Here is a 14,206-nt window from a genome sequence, read left to right as displayed (position 1 = left end):
CCGGGGAGACCGATTTCAGCAATTCTCGAGGGTGGCGCTGGCCAAACCGGGAAAGTCTGTAATCAGGCTGTCAACGCCGAAGTCGGCGAGTCTGCGCATCAGCGCGGGCTCGTTGACTGTCCACACCGACACATGCAGCCCCTGACGCTGCGCCTTCTGCAGGCGTTCCGGCGTACACAGGGTCCAGTTCAGCGCCAGAATCTCACAGCCATAACTTTGCGCGACCTTCAACGGGTCAAGCCACGCGTACTCGGCCACCAGACCGCGGGACACGTCCGGCACCAGGTCCAGCGCGGCTTTCAATACTTCACGTGAACTCGACGTGATGGTGACCTTGTCGAGCAGGCCGAAACGCTGAGCCATTTCGCGAATCGCCAGCACGGTCGTCGCGGCGCGGGTGCGTGAAGCGCTTTTGACTTCCAGTTGCCAGTGCTCGAAATCGCATTTCTCGAACAGTTCTTCCAGTGTCGGAATCAGGCAGGGCTTGATCCAGCCCGGGCCGCCCTTGCGTGCGTCGTAGGTCACCAGGTCTTTTGCGGTGTGCTCGACGACCTTGCCGCGTCGGTCGGTGGTGCGCTTGAGCGTCGGGTCGTGGATGACCATCAGCTCGTTGTCCATGGACAGGTGCAGGTCCAGTTCGCAGCGGCGTACGCCGTGCTGGAGGCATTGCTGAAAACCGGTCAGCGTGTTTTCCGGTGCTTCGCCCTTGGCGCCGCGATGGCCGTAGATGAGGGTCACGGTTCTTCCTTAAATTAAATGCCGGATTCGTTTTCGCGGGCCAGACGTCGTTCCTGGGCCTGCTTCTGCAAAATGTAGCGGGCCAGCAATTGGCGTTGGGCATCGGTCGGGTATTGGAACTCGGTGCCGACGTCGTAGGCGCCAGCCTTGCGATCGCAATGCGTGACCTTGGCCCGCAGCAACAGGCCGAGGGCTTGCGGCATCAGTACCAGTTTGACCGACAGGTGCGCGCCCACGGCGATGGGTGTCGGGTACTGAAAGTCGATGCCGCCTTCGGAAATGATCACCGGCTGCGGCTCGCCGATCTGCCCGAGCACGGTGATGGCGATCACCTGGCTCATTAGATCGATGCGTTTGTTCTGGGATTTCAGGAACGCCGCGAGGTTGCGGTCGCGCTCGCTGATCTGGCGTAACAGGTGTTGCGACTCGAATTCGCTCAGGTGCAGTTCGCTGAGCAAGTTGAACAGTGGGGAAGCATCCTGCAACACTTCCTGGCCTGCGGCTTCGGGAGCGGACAGGGGCCGAATTTCCAGTGCGATCGTGTCCTCGATACGGTAGTATTCTCGGCGATCTTCTTCATCTAATGTCGACATGGCGAACCCATGGTAGCGGCGGTGGTCTGAGTGTAAAGCTGGTTATCGACCCCCGCCACAAGGACGTTCCTTTTCCCTCCGAACAAGCCCCGACATGTTCAGACCTCTCTTCGTATTTATTGGCACGCGTTATACCCGTGCAAAGCGTCGCAATCATTTTGTGTCATTCATTTCCCTGACCTCGATGATCGGACTCGCCCTCGGCGTGGTCGTGATGATCGTCGTGCTTTCGGTCATGAACGGCTTCGATCATGAGATGCGCACCCGCGTGCTGGGCATGGTGCCCCACGCGACCATCGAGTCCGGTGAACCGATCAGCGACTGGCAAAGCCTGGCTGCCAAGGTCAAGCAGAACCCGCAGGTGACGGCCGTGGCGCCGTTCACCCAGATGCAGGGCCTGCTGACCAACAACGGCAAGGTTTCCAAAGTCCTGCTCAATGCCATCGACCCTGCGCTGGAACGGCAGGTCTCGATCATTGATAACTTCATGCAGCAGGGCAAACTCGACGATCTCACGCCGGGCAGTTTCGGCATCGTCATCGGCGACAAGGCGGCCGCCAAGCTCGGCGCTGCGGTCGGCGACAAGCTGACGTTCGTGGCGCCGGAAGTCACGGTGACCCCGGCCGGGATGTTCCCGCGCATGAAACGCTTTACCGTTGTGGGCATTTTCCATGTCGGCGCCGGTGAGATCGACGGGTATCTGGGTGTCACCAACCTGCAGGATCTGGCGAAGCTGCATCGCTGGAAGCCGGATCAGGTTCAGGGCATCCGCCTGAAGTTCGACGACCTGTTCCAGGCCCCGCGCACGGCGTGGAATATCGCCCAGCAACTCGGCGAAGACCATTTCTATGCCCGCGACTGGACGCGCACCCACGGCAATCTGTATCAGGCAATCCGCATGGAAAAAGCCATGATCGGCCTGCTGTTGCTGCTGATCGTCGCCGTCGCCGCCTTCAACATCATTTCCACGCTGGTGATGGTGGTGAATGACAAGAAGGGCGACATCGCGATTCTGCGCACCCTTGGCTCCACGCCGGGGCAGATCATGGCCATCTTCATGGTCCAGGGCACGGTCATTGGCGTGATCGGTACGCTGATCGGCGCGGTGGTCGGGATCTTCGCCGCGCTGAACGTCAGCGCCGCGATCTCGGCCCTCGAAGGCCTGATCGGGCACAAGTTCCTCAACGCCGACGTGTACTTCATCGATTACCTGCCGTCGCAAGTGCAGAGCCAGGATGTGTTGATGGTCTGCGCCGCCGCGTTGGTCCTGAGTTTCCTCGCCACCCTGTATCCAGCCTGGCGTGCCGCGCGCACCCAGCCTGCGGAGGCGCTACGTTATGAGTGAGTTGGGCATGAGTGATAAAGCAATCTTGAGCTGCCGCAACCTGGGCAAATCCTACGAGGAAGGCCCGGAGTCGGTAGAAGTTCTGGCCGGCCTGCAACTGGAGCTGCATCCGGGTGAGCGCGTGGCGATTATCGGCACCTCGGGTTCGGGCAAAAGTACGTTGCTCAATCTGCTGGGCGGCCTCGATACGCCGACCAAGGGCAGCGTCTGGCTGGCCGGTGAAGAGCTGTCTGCGCTGAACGAAAAGGCTCGCGGTTTGCTGCGCAATCGGTCGCTGGGTTTCGTTTATCAGTTCCACCACTTGCTGCCTGAGTTCACCGCGCTGGAAAACGTCTGCATGCCGCTGCTGATCGGCAAAACCGCAATCCCGGAAGCGCGTCAGCGTGCGACCGCGTTGCTGGAGCGAGTAGGGCTGGGTCATCGCCTGGAGCACAAACCGTCCGAACTGTCCGGCGGCGAACGTCAGCGCGTGGCCATCGCCCGCGCTCTGGTGAACAAGCCAGGCCTGGTGATGCTCGACGAGCCGACCGGCAACCTCGACTCCCACACCGCCCAGGGCATTCAGGATTTGATGCTGGAACTCAGCACCTCGATGCGCACGGCGTTCCTGGTGGTGACTCACGACATGAACCTGGCTCGCCAGATGGATCGCGTCCTGCATTTGCAGGAAGGTTGCCTGACGCCCATCTGATTGACCAAAACCCGGCGTACTGAAGAGTACGTCGGGTCTTTTATTTTTTTACGGTGCCCCAGCGAATGTTCAGACCGTTATCGATCTTTATCGGCATGCGCTATACCCGCGCCAAGCGCCGCAATCGCTTTGTTTCCTTCATCTCGATGACCTCGATGATCGGCCTCGCCCTCGGCGTGCTGGCGATGATCGTGGTGCTGTCGGTGATGAACGGCTTCCAGCGCGAAATGAGCTCGCGCATCCTTGGCATGGTGCCGCACGCGACCATCGTCGGCGTGAACCCGATCGACGACTGGCAGCCCGTGGCCGCCGCCGCGATGAAAAATCCGGAAGTCACCGCCGCCGTGCCGTTCACCGAGATGGAAGGCATGCTCTCCTATAAAGGCACGATGCAGCCGATTCAGGTCAGCGGCATCGACCCGGCGCAGGAGGGCAAAGTGTCGATCGTTGCCCTGCACATCGTTCAGGGCCGTCTCGATGCATTGAAGCCGGGCGAGTTCGGCGTGGTGATCGGTGAGATCACCGCGCGGCGTTTCCGCCTGAATGTCGGCGACAAGATCACCCTGATCGTGCCGGAAGTCAGCACGGCACCGGGTGGCATTACCCCGCGCATGCAGCGGCTGAATGTGGTCGGCGTGTTCAAGGTCGGTGCCGAGCTGGATGGCTCGATGGCGCTGATCCACGTCGCCGATGCTGCGCAGATGCAGCACTGGGAGCCGAATCAGGTGCAGAGCGTGCGGCTGGCGGTGAAGGATTTGTACGCTGCGCCGAAAGTCTCCAGCGATATTGCTGGCGGACTGGGCACTGCTTACAAGGCTGACGACTGGACCCACACCCAAGGCAGTCTGTTCAGCGCGATGAAGATGGAAAAAACCATGATCGGCCTGCTGTTGCTGATGATCGTCGCCGTGGCGGCGTTCAACATCATCGCAACGTTGATCATGGTGGTGAACGACAAGGGCGCGGACATCGCGATCCTGCGCACCATTGGCGCTACACCCCGACAGATCATGGCGATCTTCATGGTGCAGGGCACGGTGATCGGGATTGTCGGCACCTTGATCGGTGGCGTGCTCGGCGTGATTGCGGCGTTGAACGTCAGTGAGCTGGTGGGGTGGATGGAGCGGGTCAGTGGCCAGCACATCTTCAGTTCTGACGTGTATTTCGTCAGCAACTTGCCGTCGGAATTGCAGGGTGGGGATGTGTTGTTGATCTGCTCGGCGGGTTTCATCTTGAGCTTCCTGGCGACGGTGTACCCGGCCTGGCGTGCAGCGAAAATCGAGCCGGCTCACGCGTTGCGGTATTCGTAAGCCGTTACACCGCTTTCGCGGGCAAGCCTTAATGCCAGTCAGTTAAGCCCTCCAGCCCTCTTTTTGGGGTATTTGACTGGTCTAGGCTTGACCACTCTTGGGTAACTTCGCTCTCGTCTGGCTGGCAGTATGAAGTGCTGAGCCTGGATTCTCAGTTCTGCCAGTCGTTTAGGGATCGTGCCTGGCGTTTCCAGCGGACAGAAGCGCAGCGCATTGCTGACCGCTTGAGACAACCAGAGAAAACTCAAGCGTTGCGGTACCACCTTTATTTCTTCAGCCATCAAGCGCATTTCCTGACGGATCAGGTTGTAGGCCAGCAGAGTTCCCCACAGTTCTTGACGCACCAGATCAGGTTGTTTTCTGCGTAATTGCTCTCCTTTGAGCAGGTTTTGCTTGATCTCGCGGTAACCCAACTCGATTTCCCAGCGTTCGTTGTAGTGCCCCGCCACCTGATTGGCAGGGTAACGTTCGGCATCGATCAACGAGGTGAGATAGCGGCGGGGTTTGTCGTCTATCGAGTACTCAATCAGTCTTGCCTGCCAATGGCTAGGAAGGTCTGGACGCTGCTTGAGCGCATCTCTGGAAACCGTCAGTCGCACAAGCCAATCACCGACGCCCAACTCTTCGATCACCTCGTACTTGAGCGGTTTGCGTGCCCGCATGAGCCAGTGCCGTTCGGTTCCACTGTGCTGCCAGTCGAGCAAGAGGGCCGCCGAGTAATAGGCGCGGTCAAAAATCGTCACCGAATGATCGCTTACCGCTTTCTCCAGACCTTTGGCATAGCGAAGTTCGCCGACAGCAAACTCGCCAAAACAGGCAGCCCGAATCAAGTGACTATAGGTATCCATCAGGCAAACACCGCGCACTTGTGGCCAGGCTCCGTCTCCCGAGTGAGTCCGCCCGCCACCAAAGGCTTGGCGGTTTTCTGGTGTGTCAGGGGTGGACCAAACCACGCCGTCTACCGCGAAGCTGCGTAACCCTAAAAAGCCAGCCGAAGCTGGCTGCTCAGCACCGCCCCATGACTCTGCCAATTGCTTAAACAGTGCGGCAAGGGGCTCTGCTCCCAGCCGTTGCCGGGCCTGGACTGCTGCGCTGGGCACAGGCACCTTTGCTTCGCCCAAAGCCAGTCCCAGCTGCTGCACGATGAGCCAAATCGGCTCGTTCTTGAACAAGGCCAACCCCACCACCAACCAGACAATACGCTCGGCCGGCAGGCGTCTACGGCGCAGAGAAACCGTTCCGGTCGAGGCCAGCGCTTGCTCGATCCACAGGGGATCGATCAGTTGCGCAAAGCGTTCGAAAGAGATCGGATTGAGTTTGGTAACTTCTTGAAGGGCGTTTTGTAGGGACATGAAGCGGGCTCATAAAAACATAAGCCCGTTTCTATTACTGCTGGGCGGGCAAGTCAATTTCTTAACTGACTGGCATTAGGGCAAGCCTCGCTCCTACATGATCGCGTAGGAGCGAGGCTTGCCCGCGAAGGGGCCGGACCTGCTGGCCTCATTCTCCCTTGGGCATGTCAATCACAAACCGCGTCCACCCATTCTCCGATTCACACCGAATCTGCCCACCATGGGCTCGGATGATCGACTGGGTAATCGCTAACCCCAACCCTGCATGCTCACTGCTACCTTCCTGACGCGCCGGATCCGCGCGATAAAACCGGTCAAACAATCTCGGCAGCAACGCCCCGTCAATCCCGTCCCCGCTGTTCTCAATCGTCAAACTCAAGCCTTTGACCTGATCAACAATCCGCACCCGCACCTCTCCATCAGCGGGCGTAAACCGCAACGCGTTATCCAGCAAATTGGACAGCGCCCGCCGCAACATACTGCGGTCACCCTCCATCTGCGCGCTGCCCTCGCGGCTCAACGTCACTCGGGCGTCTTCAGCCAGCGGCGCAAAAAATTCCAGCAACACATCCGCTTCCTCTGCCAGCTCCAGGGATTCCCGCTTGGGCGTCAGCAACCCATGGTCAGCCTTTGCCAGGTACAACATGTCGTTGACCAGTTGCGCCATCCATTGCAGTTCTTCGAGGTTGCTGTGCAGCGCTTCCCGGTAATCGTCGATAGGCCGAGGGCGGGTGAGGGTGACCTGGGTGTGGGTCAGCAGATTCGACAGGGGTGTGCGCAGTTCATGGGCAATGTCGGCAGAGAAGGCCGATAGCCGCTGAAAAGAGTCGTCCAGGCGTCCGAGCATGGCGTTGAAGCTGTGGGCCAATTCGGTGAGTTCCGACGGCATATTCTCTTCGGGGAGCCGGGCGTTTAGCGATTGCGCCGAAACGCCGCTGGCGATCGCACTCATGCGCCGCAACGGGCGCAAGCCACTGCGCGCCGCCCATGCACCGAGCAACGCGGTGGCCAGGGCTGACAAACCGACGGTCAGCCAGATCAGGCGCTGCATGCGTTGCAGAAAGTGCTGGTGATGGGTGATGTCCAGCAGCAAGGTCAGTTGCGGTGAGTCGGGCCGATCGACAAACAGCGGCGCATTCAGCACGCGATAATCGGTGCCGTCGTCGTTCAACGTGGATAAGCCGGGTTTATGCGGGAGCTTTTCCGGCAGGTGCGTCGAGCTGTCGTACCAGCGCTGGCCATCGCTGCCGGTGATTCGCAGCGACAGATCCGCCTGCCGGCTCAGTTCATCCGCCAGTTTGACTTCACTTTCACTTGATCGAACGTCGTGCAGCGCGCGGCGCAAACCAATCAACTTACCGTCCAGCAACTGCTGATCGAGCTCGATGAAATGCGCCTCACTGGCGCGACTGAACAACACCCCGGCAAACAACGAAACCACGGCCGTACAGGCCGCAAACAGCAGCGCCAGGCGACTGCTTAACGAAAGTCGACGCATCAGACAGGGCGCTCTTCAAGGACATAACCCATGCCGCGCACGGTATGAATCAGCTTGTTGGGGAATTCATCGTCGATTTTCAGACGCAAACGGCGGATCGCGACCTCGATGACATTGGTGTCGCTGTCGAAATTCATGTCCCAGACCTGGGAGGCGATCAGTGATTTGGGCAGCACTTCGCCCTGGCGCCGCAGAAGCATTTCCAGCAAGGCGAACTCTTTGGCGGTCAGGTCGATACGCTGACCACTGCGTTCCACCCGGCGGCGGATCAAGTCCAGGCGCAAGTCGGCAAGTGCAAGGCTCGTTTCCTGAGGCGAAACGCTACCGCGTCGCAACAGGCTGCGGACCCGAGCCAGCAATTCGGAGAAGGCGAACGGTTTGACCAGGTAATCGTCGGCGCCGAGTTCGAGGCCGTGAACTCTGTCCTCCACCGCATCTCGCGCTGTCAGAAAAAGTACCGGCGTATCCAGACCGGCACTGCGTACCGCTTGCAGAATTTGCCAACCATCACGACCGGGCAGCATCACATCAAGGATCAACAACGCGTAGTCACCACTCAATGCCAGTTGTTGGCCGGTGTTGCCGTCGGCCACCAGCTCGGTGTTGAAACCGGCCTCGGTCAGGCCCTGGCGCAAGTAATGGCCGGTTTTCGGTTGGTCTTCGACGATCAGCAGCTTCATAGGCAACTCGAGGCAAATGGAACGAACGCTTTATACCGTGGGCAGCGTAAACACAGGTCAACCTGACAAAGTTGTAATCTGGCTGTCAGGTTGTGGGCAGTGACGACAGTTTAGAGTTTTCCACAGGCTGAACCTTATCTTGTTGGAGTACGACTATGTTTTTGCGCAAGCCTCTGGTGCGGGCCGCGTGTTTGTTGGCATTGAGTTCGCCGGTGTGGGCATCGCCGGCGCATACCTACGATTTCGGTCAACCGGCCCCGACGGCCAAGGCTGCCCGCAGTGTTGAAGTGGTGATGGGCGACATGTCCTTCACGCCCAAGGCGATCGATATCAAGGCCGGTGAGACGGTTCGTTTGGTGCTGGTGAATAAAGGCCAGTTACTGCACGAATTCAACCTGGGTGATGCGGCGATGCATGCCAAACATCAGCAGGAAATGATGAAGATGCAGCAGAGCGGCATGCTCACGCCTACAGGCATGAAGGAAATGGACCACGGTTCGATGGCTGGCATGGATCACGGAATGATGAAGCACGACGACCCGAATAGCGTCCTCGTCGAACCGGGAAAAACGGCAGAGCTGACCTGGACCTTTACCAAGGCCACCAACCTGGAATTTGCCTGCAATATTCCCGGCCATTACCAGGCGGGCATGGTCGGCAAACTGACTGTCAGTCAGTAAGCACTCTAAGGCGGACGCAAAGGCTGGTAGAATCCGCTGATTCTTCAGTCAGGTTTCCGCCATGCATCCCGCAGCCGAACACTCGCCGCTGGGCAAATCCAGCGAATACATCGCCACCTATACGCCGTCCTTGCTGTTCCCGATCCCGCGCACCGCGAAATGGGCCGAGTTGGGCCTGACGGCGCAAACCCTGCCTTATAAGGGTGTGGATTTCTGGAACTGCTTCGAGCTGTCGTGGTTGTTGCCGTCGGGCAAGCCGGTGGTGGCGATTGGCGAGTTCAGCATCCCGGCGGATTCGCCGAACATCATTGAGTCGAAGTCGTTCAAGTTGTATCTGAATTCGTTGAATCAGACGCCGTTTGCCGACACCGCGACCCTTGAATCGACGCTGGTGAAAGACCTCTCGGCCGCCGCCGGCAAGCCGGTTGGCGTGCGGATTCGCAGCCTCAAGGATGTTGAAGCCGAAGGCGTCGTGGCGTTGCCGGGTGTGTGCATCGATGACCTGGAGATCAGTGTCAGCAGCTACGAGCATCCGCGTCCCGAACTGCTGCGTTGCGATGATTCGCGCATTGTTGAAGAGAGCCTGCACAGCCATTTGCTCAAATCCAACTGCCCGGTCACCAGCCAGCCGGACTGGGGCAGCGTGGCGGTGGAATACCGTGGCGCGGCGCTGGATCACGCGAGTTTGCTGGAATACATTGTGAGCTTCCGTCAGCACTCGGACTTCCATGAACAGTGCGTGGAGCGGATTTTCCTCGACTTGCAGCGGTTGCTGAAACCGGAGAAGTTGACGGTTTATGCACGGTATGTGCGACGCGGTGGGTTGGACATCAACCCGTATCGCAGCACTGAAACTGTTCAACTGCCGAACCACCGCCTGGTCCGCCAATAAAGATCTAATGTGGGAGCGAGCCTGCTCGCGATGGCGATGGCTCATCCAACATAGATGTCGCCTGACACTCAGCCATCGCGAGCAGGCTCACTCCCACAGGGGGGATTGCATTGCACACCGATAAGAAAAAGCCCCGCTAGCGATAGCAGGGCTTTTTTTCATCTGGCAGGTTCAGATCCCCATGTTGCCGAGGGCTTGCACGATGTTGCGCAAGGTTCCGGCAAGGGTAGGGTGTTCAATTTCGAAGCGCTCGACGGCCAGGTTCACATTGTCGGCGAGGTTGGTGTCCTGGGTTTTGGTTTCAAGTTCAAGCTCAAGTTCGATCTGTGCCATCAGCGCGTGCAGGTCTTCGCGCTCGGCTTCGGTCAGCGGTGGATTCTGTTCCAATTGCTCGCGCAGAGTATTGAGCTGTTGTTGCAGTTCGCGGGCAGGCATGGCGTTCTTCCTTTTATCGATAGGCACTGGCATAGACCGCAGCAGCGCGCCAAAGGTCTATGGCTTGCCTTTAGATTAATCCACTCCAGCTGAACCTGCATGATCTCGATCAGGGCTTTTCGCCCTTGAGCCGACGCAGACTGATGTCGGCCAGGCAGGTATCCAGTTCGCCCAGATGATCGATCACCGAATGCACCCCCAGACCGAACAGCTGTACCGTCGCTTTGCCGCGCAGGTGTTCGCGTTCCTTTTGGCTCAAGGCCTGCCATTCACTGGGCGCCAACCCGCAGAGCGAGCCGCAGGACGCCAGGCCGATCGTCCACAGCCCGGCATTCAGTCCCGATTGCAGCAATCGCGGTTCGCCGCTGACCAGTACGCAACCATCGAGTTGTTCGACATTCAATGCCATTAACGCTTGCCAGCAAGCGTTCGGCGCCGGCCACGGATTGATTGTTGCGGGGTGTTGCGAAGGTTTGATCCACGCCGGCAGGGCGCCGGCCAGGGAATGGCTGACGGCCGGGGGCAACTCGTCGAGCCAGGCGCAAGGAATCTGCTGGCGCTGCAAGCTGTTCAGACTGTCCAGCGCGCCGGGCGTGACCTCGGCGTGCTCGGGCGTGTGAGTATCGTGCTGGCGCATCCGGGCGCCGAAATCCACCAGGCAACCACTGAGCCCGAACAGTACGGCGGTCAGGCTGGGTGCAGCGAGGGGCAAGGTTTCGGCGTGCGGCATATCAACGTCCCTGAAATAGTGACAAGGCTATGCGCCGCCGGTGACAGTTGAGTGACACTGATGTGAAGCGCTATCAATCAGGACGAATCATCCGTAGGCCATCACTTGCGAGGCTGCCCTAAATCGGCTTTTCCGTCTTATACTAGCCAGCTTATCGCCTGGGCCAAGCGCCCTTGCCAGTACAATCCAAGGAGTTTTCTATGCGCTGGAGCAATCGTCTAGCTCAGCTTTGTGTGTGTGCCAGCGTTTTGCTGGTTCCGTTCGCAGCCCAGGCTGCCACGGAAGAAGACCCTTGGGAAAGCGTCAACCGTCCTATCTTCCAGTTCAACGACTTCGTCGACACTTACGCACTGAAGCCAATCGCTCAAGGCTATGAGTTTGTGACGCCGCAGTTCCTGGAAGACGGCATTCACAACATGTTCCGCAACGTCGGTGATGTTACCAACCTTGCCAACAATGTCTTGCAGGTCAAACCTGCTGCAGCGGGCGTAGACACCGCGCGTCTGATCTTCAACACCACCTTCGGCCTGCTGGGCTTCTTCGATGTCGGCACCCAAATGGGCCTGAATCGTAGCGACGAAGACTTCGGCCAGACGCTCGGTTACTGGGGTGTGGGCAGCGGTCCGTACGTGATGTTGCCGCTGATGGGCCCAAGCACCTTGCGTGATGCACCTTCCAAGTTCGTCGACGGCTACACCGGCCCGTACCGCTACATCAACGACGTGCCGGTGCGTAACTCGGTCTTCGGCCTGAATATCGTCGACACCCGCGCCAGCTTGCTGTCGAGCGAGAAGTTGATCAGCGGCGACAAGTACACCTTCATCCGCAATGCGTACTTGCAGAACCGCGAGTTCAAAGTCAAAGACGGCCAGGTCGAAGACGATTTTTGATCTCGACCAGTAAAATGAAGAAGGCGGCCAATCGGCCGCCTTCTTTCGTTTGGATCCGGGCTTATTTCATCTTCAAGATTGTAAGCCCGAGTTTCTGAGTGCCACCGTCCTGTTCTTTCACCCTCACCACTTCGGTATCGGCCTCAAGCCCTTTGAGCGCTGCGTGATCGGAGTCGATGCGCACGCTGATCCGGTCCCCGACCTTGAACAGGCGGGGTGCCTCAACCTGCATACCGCTGCTGGAAAGGTCGATGCAGACGGCTGGCACCTCATCGCCTTCGTGAATCAGCGACACATCGGCATCGACCCGCATGCGGATGAAATCGCGCTTTTCGCTGTAGTCCCGATCGGTTTGACTCATGGGCTTCATCCTTCCATAGGGTTACGGTTTTACCTGTTCTTATAACTCCCGGTGATTTGACAAGTAAAGACGTCAAGCGACCATCGGCGTGAGCTTGAAACGCCCCGCGGATGGGAGTACCGTCTGCGCCTTAGAAGGGCACCTCTGGTGAACCTGTGTGTAGGGCAAACGCTCGAAAACGGTGCAGTAGAGAGGCTAGAAAGCGAATCCAGTAGTGTGAGCCGGGACAAAACCCCTGCCTGCTACGCCAACCTAATTCTGGCGCCGTTTGCCCACATGCCAAAAACCAGTGCCACGCTGCTGATAATCGATGATGACGAAGTAGTGCGCGCGAGCCTCGCGGCCTACTTGGAAGACAGTGGTTTCAGTGTCCTGCAGGCCAGCAATGGCCAGCAGGGACTTCAGGTATTCGAGCAAGACAAGCCCGACTTGGTCATCTGCGATCTGCGCATGCCGCAGATGGGCGGACTCGAACTCATTCGCCAGGTCACCGAGCTGTCGCCGCAAACCCCGGTGATCGTGGTTTCGGGTGCCGGCGTGATGAACGACGCGGTCGAGGCCCTGCGCCTGGGCGCGGCGGACTACCTGATCAAGCCTCTCGAAGATTTGGCTGTGCTCGAGCACTCTGTGCGCCGGGCCCTGGATCGCGCGCGCCTGCTGCTGGAAAACCAGCGCTACCGCGAGAAGCTGGAAAAGGCTAACCGAGAGCTCGCCGCCAGCCTGAACCTGCTCCAGGAAGACCAGAACGCCGGTCGCCAGGTGCAGATGAACATGCTGCCGGTCAGTCCCTGGACCATCGATGAGTTCCAGTTTGCTCACCAGATCATCCCGTCGCTGTACCTGTCGGGTGATTTCGTTGACTACTTTCGGGTCGACGAGCGTCGGGTAGCCTTCTACCTGGCGGACGTTTCCGGTCATGGCGCCTCTTCAGCCTTCGTTACCGTGCTGTTGAAGTTCATGACCACGCGCTTGCTGTTTGAATCCAAGCGCAGCGGCACATTGCCAGAATTCAAGCCTTCAGAGGTCCTTGGTCATATCAACCGAGGCCTGATCAGTTGTAAGCTGGGTAAACACGTCACAATGGTCGGTGGAGTCATCGACGAGGAGACAGGTTTGTTGACCTATAGCATCGGTGGTCATTTGCCGTTGCCTGTGTTGTACACGCCAGACAGTGTTCGTTATCTGGAAGGGCGCGGTCTGCCGGTGGGCCTCTTTAATGAAGCTACCTATGAAGACCACGTGCTGGAGCTGCCGCCGACGTTCAGCCTGACGCTGATGTCCGACGGCATTCTGGACCTTTTGCCAGAACCTACACTCAAAGAAAAAGAAGCGGCTTTGCCCCAACGGGTCAAGGCAGCGGGCGGCAGCCTGGATGGTCTGCGGCAGGTTTTCGGATTGGCCACGCTAGGGGAGATGCCGGATGATATCGCCCTGTTGGTGTTGAGCAGGAATCTTTAATGAGTACCGGTAGAATCCAGTTCGCCGAGCAGGATGGCACCTTCGTCCTGAAGTTCGTCGGTGAAGTTCGCCTGACCCTGTGTTCGGCATTGGATGCGACTATTGAGCGGATCTTCACCGCGTTGAACTTCAACGCGATCGTGATCGACCTGACCGAAACCCGCAGCATCGACAGCACCACCCTTGGCCTGCTGGCCAAACTGTCGATCCTGTCGCGGCAAAAGGTCGGCCTGCTGCCGACCGTCGTCACCACCCACGAAGACATCACCCGTCTGCTGCAGTCCATGGGTTTCGAGCAAGTGTTCAACATCGTTGACCGCCCGATCCCGTGCCCCGAATGCCTGACCGACCTGCCAGACCAGGATCAGTCCGAAGAAGTCGTGCGGATCAAAGTGCTTGAAGCACACAAAATCCTCATGGGCCTGAACGACTCCAATCGTGAAGCTTTCCATGATTTGGTGAATGCTTTAGAGCGTCATTGATCCTTGTAGGAGCGAGGCTTGCCCGCGATGGCGACATAACAAACACCCCAAATTCAAAGCATAAAAAAGGG

Annotated in this window: 16 protein-coding genes; 8 read left to right on the top strand and 8 right to left on the bottom strand. The window is 58.7% G+C overall.

The genetic code is table 11. The annotated features are described in order from the left end of the window. Positions 1–15: 15 nt before the first annotated feature. Together ACYZTM_RS05060 and ACYZTM_RS05055 are read right to left on the bottom strand one after the other, a co-directional pair. Positions 16–738: a glycerophosphodiester phosphodiesterase gene (locus ACYZTM_RS05060; protein WP_131059938.1), complete on the bottom strand. Its 723-nt coding sequence runs from the start codon at positions 736–738 to the stop codon at positions 16–18. Between the two features lie 14 nt (positions 739–752). Continuing rightward, positions 753–1,331, bottom strand: a complete 579-nt coding sequence (locus ACYZTM_RS05055; RefSeq protein WP_131059937.1) for a PilZ domain-containing protein — start codon at positions 1,329–1,331, stop codon at positions 753–755. Positions 1,332–1,425: 94 nt separating this feature from the next. On the opposite strand from ACYZTM_RS05055, the gene ACYZTM_RS05050 reads away from it, so the two are divergent. The 3 genes from ACYZTM_RS05050 (at position 1,426) to ACYZTM_RS05040 (ending at position 4,677) form a co-directional block, all read left to right on the top strand. Next, positions 1,426–2,676 carry a lipoprotein-releasing ABC transporter permease subunit gene (locus tag ACYZTM_RS05050; RefSeq protein WP_131059936.1) on the top strand — a complete coding sequence of 417 codons (1,251 nt, stop codon included), beginning with the start codon at positions 1,426–1,428 and terminating at the stop codon, positions 2,674–2,676. 7 nt (positions 2,677–2,683) lie between these two features. Continuing rightward, positions 2,684–3,367, top strand: a complete 684-nt coding sequence (gene lolD / locus ACYZTM_RS05045; RefSeq protein ID WP_165557440.1) for a lipoprotein-releasing ABC transporter ATP-binding protein LolD — start codon at positions 2,684–2,686, stop codon at positions 3,365–3,367. Between the two features lie 65 nt (positions 3,368–3,432). Further along, positions 3,433–4,677 (top strand): lipoprotein-releasing ABC transporter permease subunit, encoded by a 1,245-nt coding sequence (locus tag ACYZTM_RS05040; RefSeq protein WP_461987396.1) that lies wholly within the window; start codon positions 3,433–3,435, stop codon positions 4,675–4,677. Positions 4,678–4,715: 38 nt separating this feature from the next. Here the strand turns inward: ACYZTM_RS05040 and ACYZTM_RS05035 are convergent, their stop codons facing one another. From ACYZTM_RS05035 to ACYZTM_RS05025, 3 genes are all read right to left on the bottom strand, one after another. Continuing rightward, positions 4,716–6,029 (bottom strand): IS4 family transposase, encoded by a 1,314-nt coding sequence (locus ACYZTM_RS05035; protein WP_461987394.1) that lies wholly within the window; start codon positions 6,027–6,029, stop codon positions 4,716–4,718. Between the two features lie 148 nt (positions 6,030–6,177). Then, entirely contained in the window at positions 6,178–7,527 is a 1,350-nt protein-coding gene (locus ACYZTM_RS05030; protein ID WP_131059933.1) for a heavy metal sensor histidine kinase, read from the bottom strand. Further along, a complete protein-coding gene (locus ACYZTM_RS05025) occupies positions 7,527–8,207 on the bottom strand; it encodes a heavy metal response regulator transcription factor (RefSeq protein ID WP_461987391.1) in 681 nt (226 codons plus the stop codon). The genes ACYZTM_RS05030 and ACYZTM_RS05025 overlap by 1 nt, the downstream gene beginning before the upstream one ends. 155 nt (positions 8,208–8,362) lie before the next feature. On the opposite strand from ACYZTM_RS05025, the gene copI reads away from it, so the two are divergent. Then, a complete protein-coding gene (copI, locus tag ACYZTM_RS05020) occupies positions 8,363–8,887 on the top strand; it encodes a copper-resistant cuproprotein CopI (RefSeq protein ID WP_461987389.1) in 525 nt (174 codons plus the stop codon). Between the two features lie 61 nt (positions 8,888–8,948). Then, positions 8,949–9,779, top strand: coding sequence for an NADPH-dependent 7-cyano-7-deazaguanine reductase QueF (gene queF / locus ACYZTM_RS05015; RefSeq protein ID WP_461987387.1), 831 nt, complete (start codon positions 8,949–8,951; stop codon positions 9,777–9,779). Positions 9,780–9,950: 171 nt separating this feature from the next. Here the strand turns inward: queF and ACYZTM_RS05010 are convergent, their stop codons facing one another. Beyond that, on the bottom strand, positions 9,951–10,214 hold the full coding sequence (locus tag ACYZTM_RS05010) for a DUF4404 family protein (protein ID WP_131059929.1): 264 nt from the start codon (positions 10,212–10,214) through the stop codon (positions 9,951–9,953). Positions 10,215–10,323: 109 nt separating this feature from the next. Beyond that, positions 10,324–10,944 (bottom strand): HAD family phosphatase, encoded by a 621-nt coding sequence (locus ACYZTM_RS05005; protein ID WP_131059928.1) that lies wholly within the window; start codon positions 10,942–10,944, stop codon positions 10,324–10,326. Positions 10,945–11,144: 200 nt separating this feature from the next. Between ACYZTM_RS05005 and ACYZTM_RS05000 the strand changes: the two genes are divergently transcribed. Then, positions 11,145–11,834 carry an MlaA family lipoprotein gene (locus ACYZTM_RS05000; RefSeq protein ID WP_131059927.1) on the top strand — a complete coding sequence of 230 codons (690 nt, stop codon included), beginning with the start codon at positions 11,145–11,147 and terminating at the stop codon, positions 11,832–11,834. 61 nt (positions 11,835–11,895) lie between these two features. Here the strand turns inward: ACYZTM_RS05000 and ACYZTM_RS04995 are convergent, their stop codons facing one another. Continuing rightward, complete coding sequence (locus ACYZTM_RS04995) at positions 11,896–12,195, bottom strand: PilZ domain-containing protein (RefSeq protein WP_131059926.1); 300 nt, start codon at positions 12,193–12,195, stop codon at positions 11,896–11,898. Positions 12,196–12,471: 276 nt separating this feature from the next. Here ACYZTM_RS04995 and rssB point away from each other — a divergent pair, with 276 nt between their 5' ends. Both rssB and rssC read left to right on the top strand, forming a co-directional pair. Beyond that, a complete protein-coding gene (gene rssB / locus ACYZTM_RS04990) occupies positions 12,472–13,653 on the top strand; it encodes a two-component system response regulator RssB (RefSeq protein WP_010456296.1) in 1,182 nt (393 codons plus the stop codon). Continuing rightward, complete coding sequence (rssC, locus tag ACYZTM_RS04985; protein WP_007935262.1) at positions 13,653–14,135, top strand: anti-sigma factor antagonist RssC; 483 nt, start codon at positions 13,653–13,655, stop codon at positions 14,133–14,135. The genes rssB and rssC overlap by 1 nt, the downstream gene beginning before the upstream one ends. Positions 14,136–14,206: the final 71 nt, after the last annotated feature.

Source organism: Pseudomonas sp. MDT2-39-1, from assembly GCF_054898085.1.
This window is presented reverse-complemented; position numbering and strand designations above follow the sequence as displayed.

What these genes read in the sequence shown, in the direction of transcription:
- ACYZTM_RS05055 (WP_131059937.1), bottom strand. Translation starts at nt 1,331, where the DNA reads ATGTCGACATTAGATGAAGAAGATCGCCGAGAATACTACCGTATCGAG.
- ACYZTM_RS05050 (WP_131059936.1), top strand. Translation starts at nt 1,426, where the DNA reads ATGTTCAGACCTCTCTTCGTATTTATTGGCACGCGTTATACCCGTGCA.
- lolD (WP_165557440.1), top strand. Translation starts at nt 2,684, where the DNA reads ATGAGTGATAAAGCAATCTTGAGCTGCCGCAACCTGGGCAAATCCTAC.
- ACYZTM_RS05040 (WP_461987396.1), top strand. Translation starts at nt 3,433, where the DNA reads ATGTTCAGACCGTTATCGATCTTTATCGGCATGCGCTATACCCGCGCC.
- ACYZTM_RS05035 (WP_461987394.1), bottom strand. Translation starts at nt 6,029, where the DNA reads ATGTCCCTACAAAACGCCCTTCAAGAAGTTACCAAACTCAATCCGATC.
- ACYZTM_RS05030 (WP_131059933.1), bottom strand. Translation starts at nt 7,527, where the DNA reads ATGCGTCGACTTTCGTTAAGCAGTCGCCTGGCGCTGCTGTTTGCGGCC.
- ACYZTM_RS05025 (WP_461987391.1), bottom strand. Translation starts at nt 8,207, where the DNA reads ATGAAGCTGCTGATCGTCGAAGACCAACCGAAAACCGGCCATTACTTG.
- copI (WP_461987389.1), top strand. Translation starts at nt 8,363, where the DNA reads ATGTTTTTGCGCAAGCCTCTGGTGCGGGCCGCGTGTTTGTTGGCATTG.
- queF (WP_461987387.1), top strand. Translation starts at nt 8,949, where the DNA reads ATGCATCCCGCAGCCGAACACTCGCCGCTGGGCAAATCCAGCGAATAC.
- ACYZTM_RS05010 (WP_131059929.1), bottom strand. Translation starts at nt 10,214, where the DNA reads ATGCCTGCCCGCGAACTGCAACAACAGCTCAATACTCTGCGCGAGCAA.
- ACYZTM_RS05005 (WP_131059928.1), bottom strand. Translation starts at nt 10,944, where the DNA reads ATGCCGCACGCCGAAACCTTGCCCCTCGCTGCACCCAGCCTGACCGCC.
- ACYZTM_RS05000 (WP_131059927.1), top strand. Translation starts at nt 11,145, where the DNA reads ATGCGCTGGAGCAATCGTCTAGCTCAGCTTTGTGTGTGTGCCAGCGTT.
- ACYZTM_RS04995 (WP_131059926.1), bottom strand. Translation starts at nt 12,195, where the DNA reads ATGAGTCAAACCGATCGGGACTACAGCGAAAAGCGCGATTTCATCCGC.
- rssB (WP_010456296.1), top strand. Translation starts at nt 12,472, where the DNA reads ATGCCAAAAACCAGTGCCACGCTGCTGATAATCGATGATGACGAAGTA.
- rssC (WP_007935262.1), top strand. Translation starts at nt 13,653, where the DNA reads ATGAGTACCGGTAGAATCCAGTTCGCCGAGCAGGATGGCACCTTCGTC.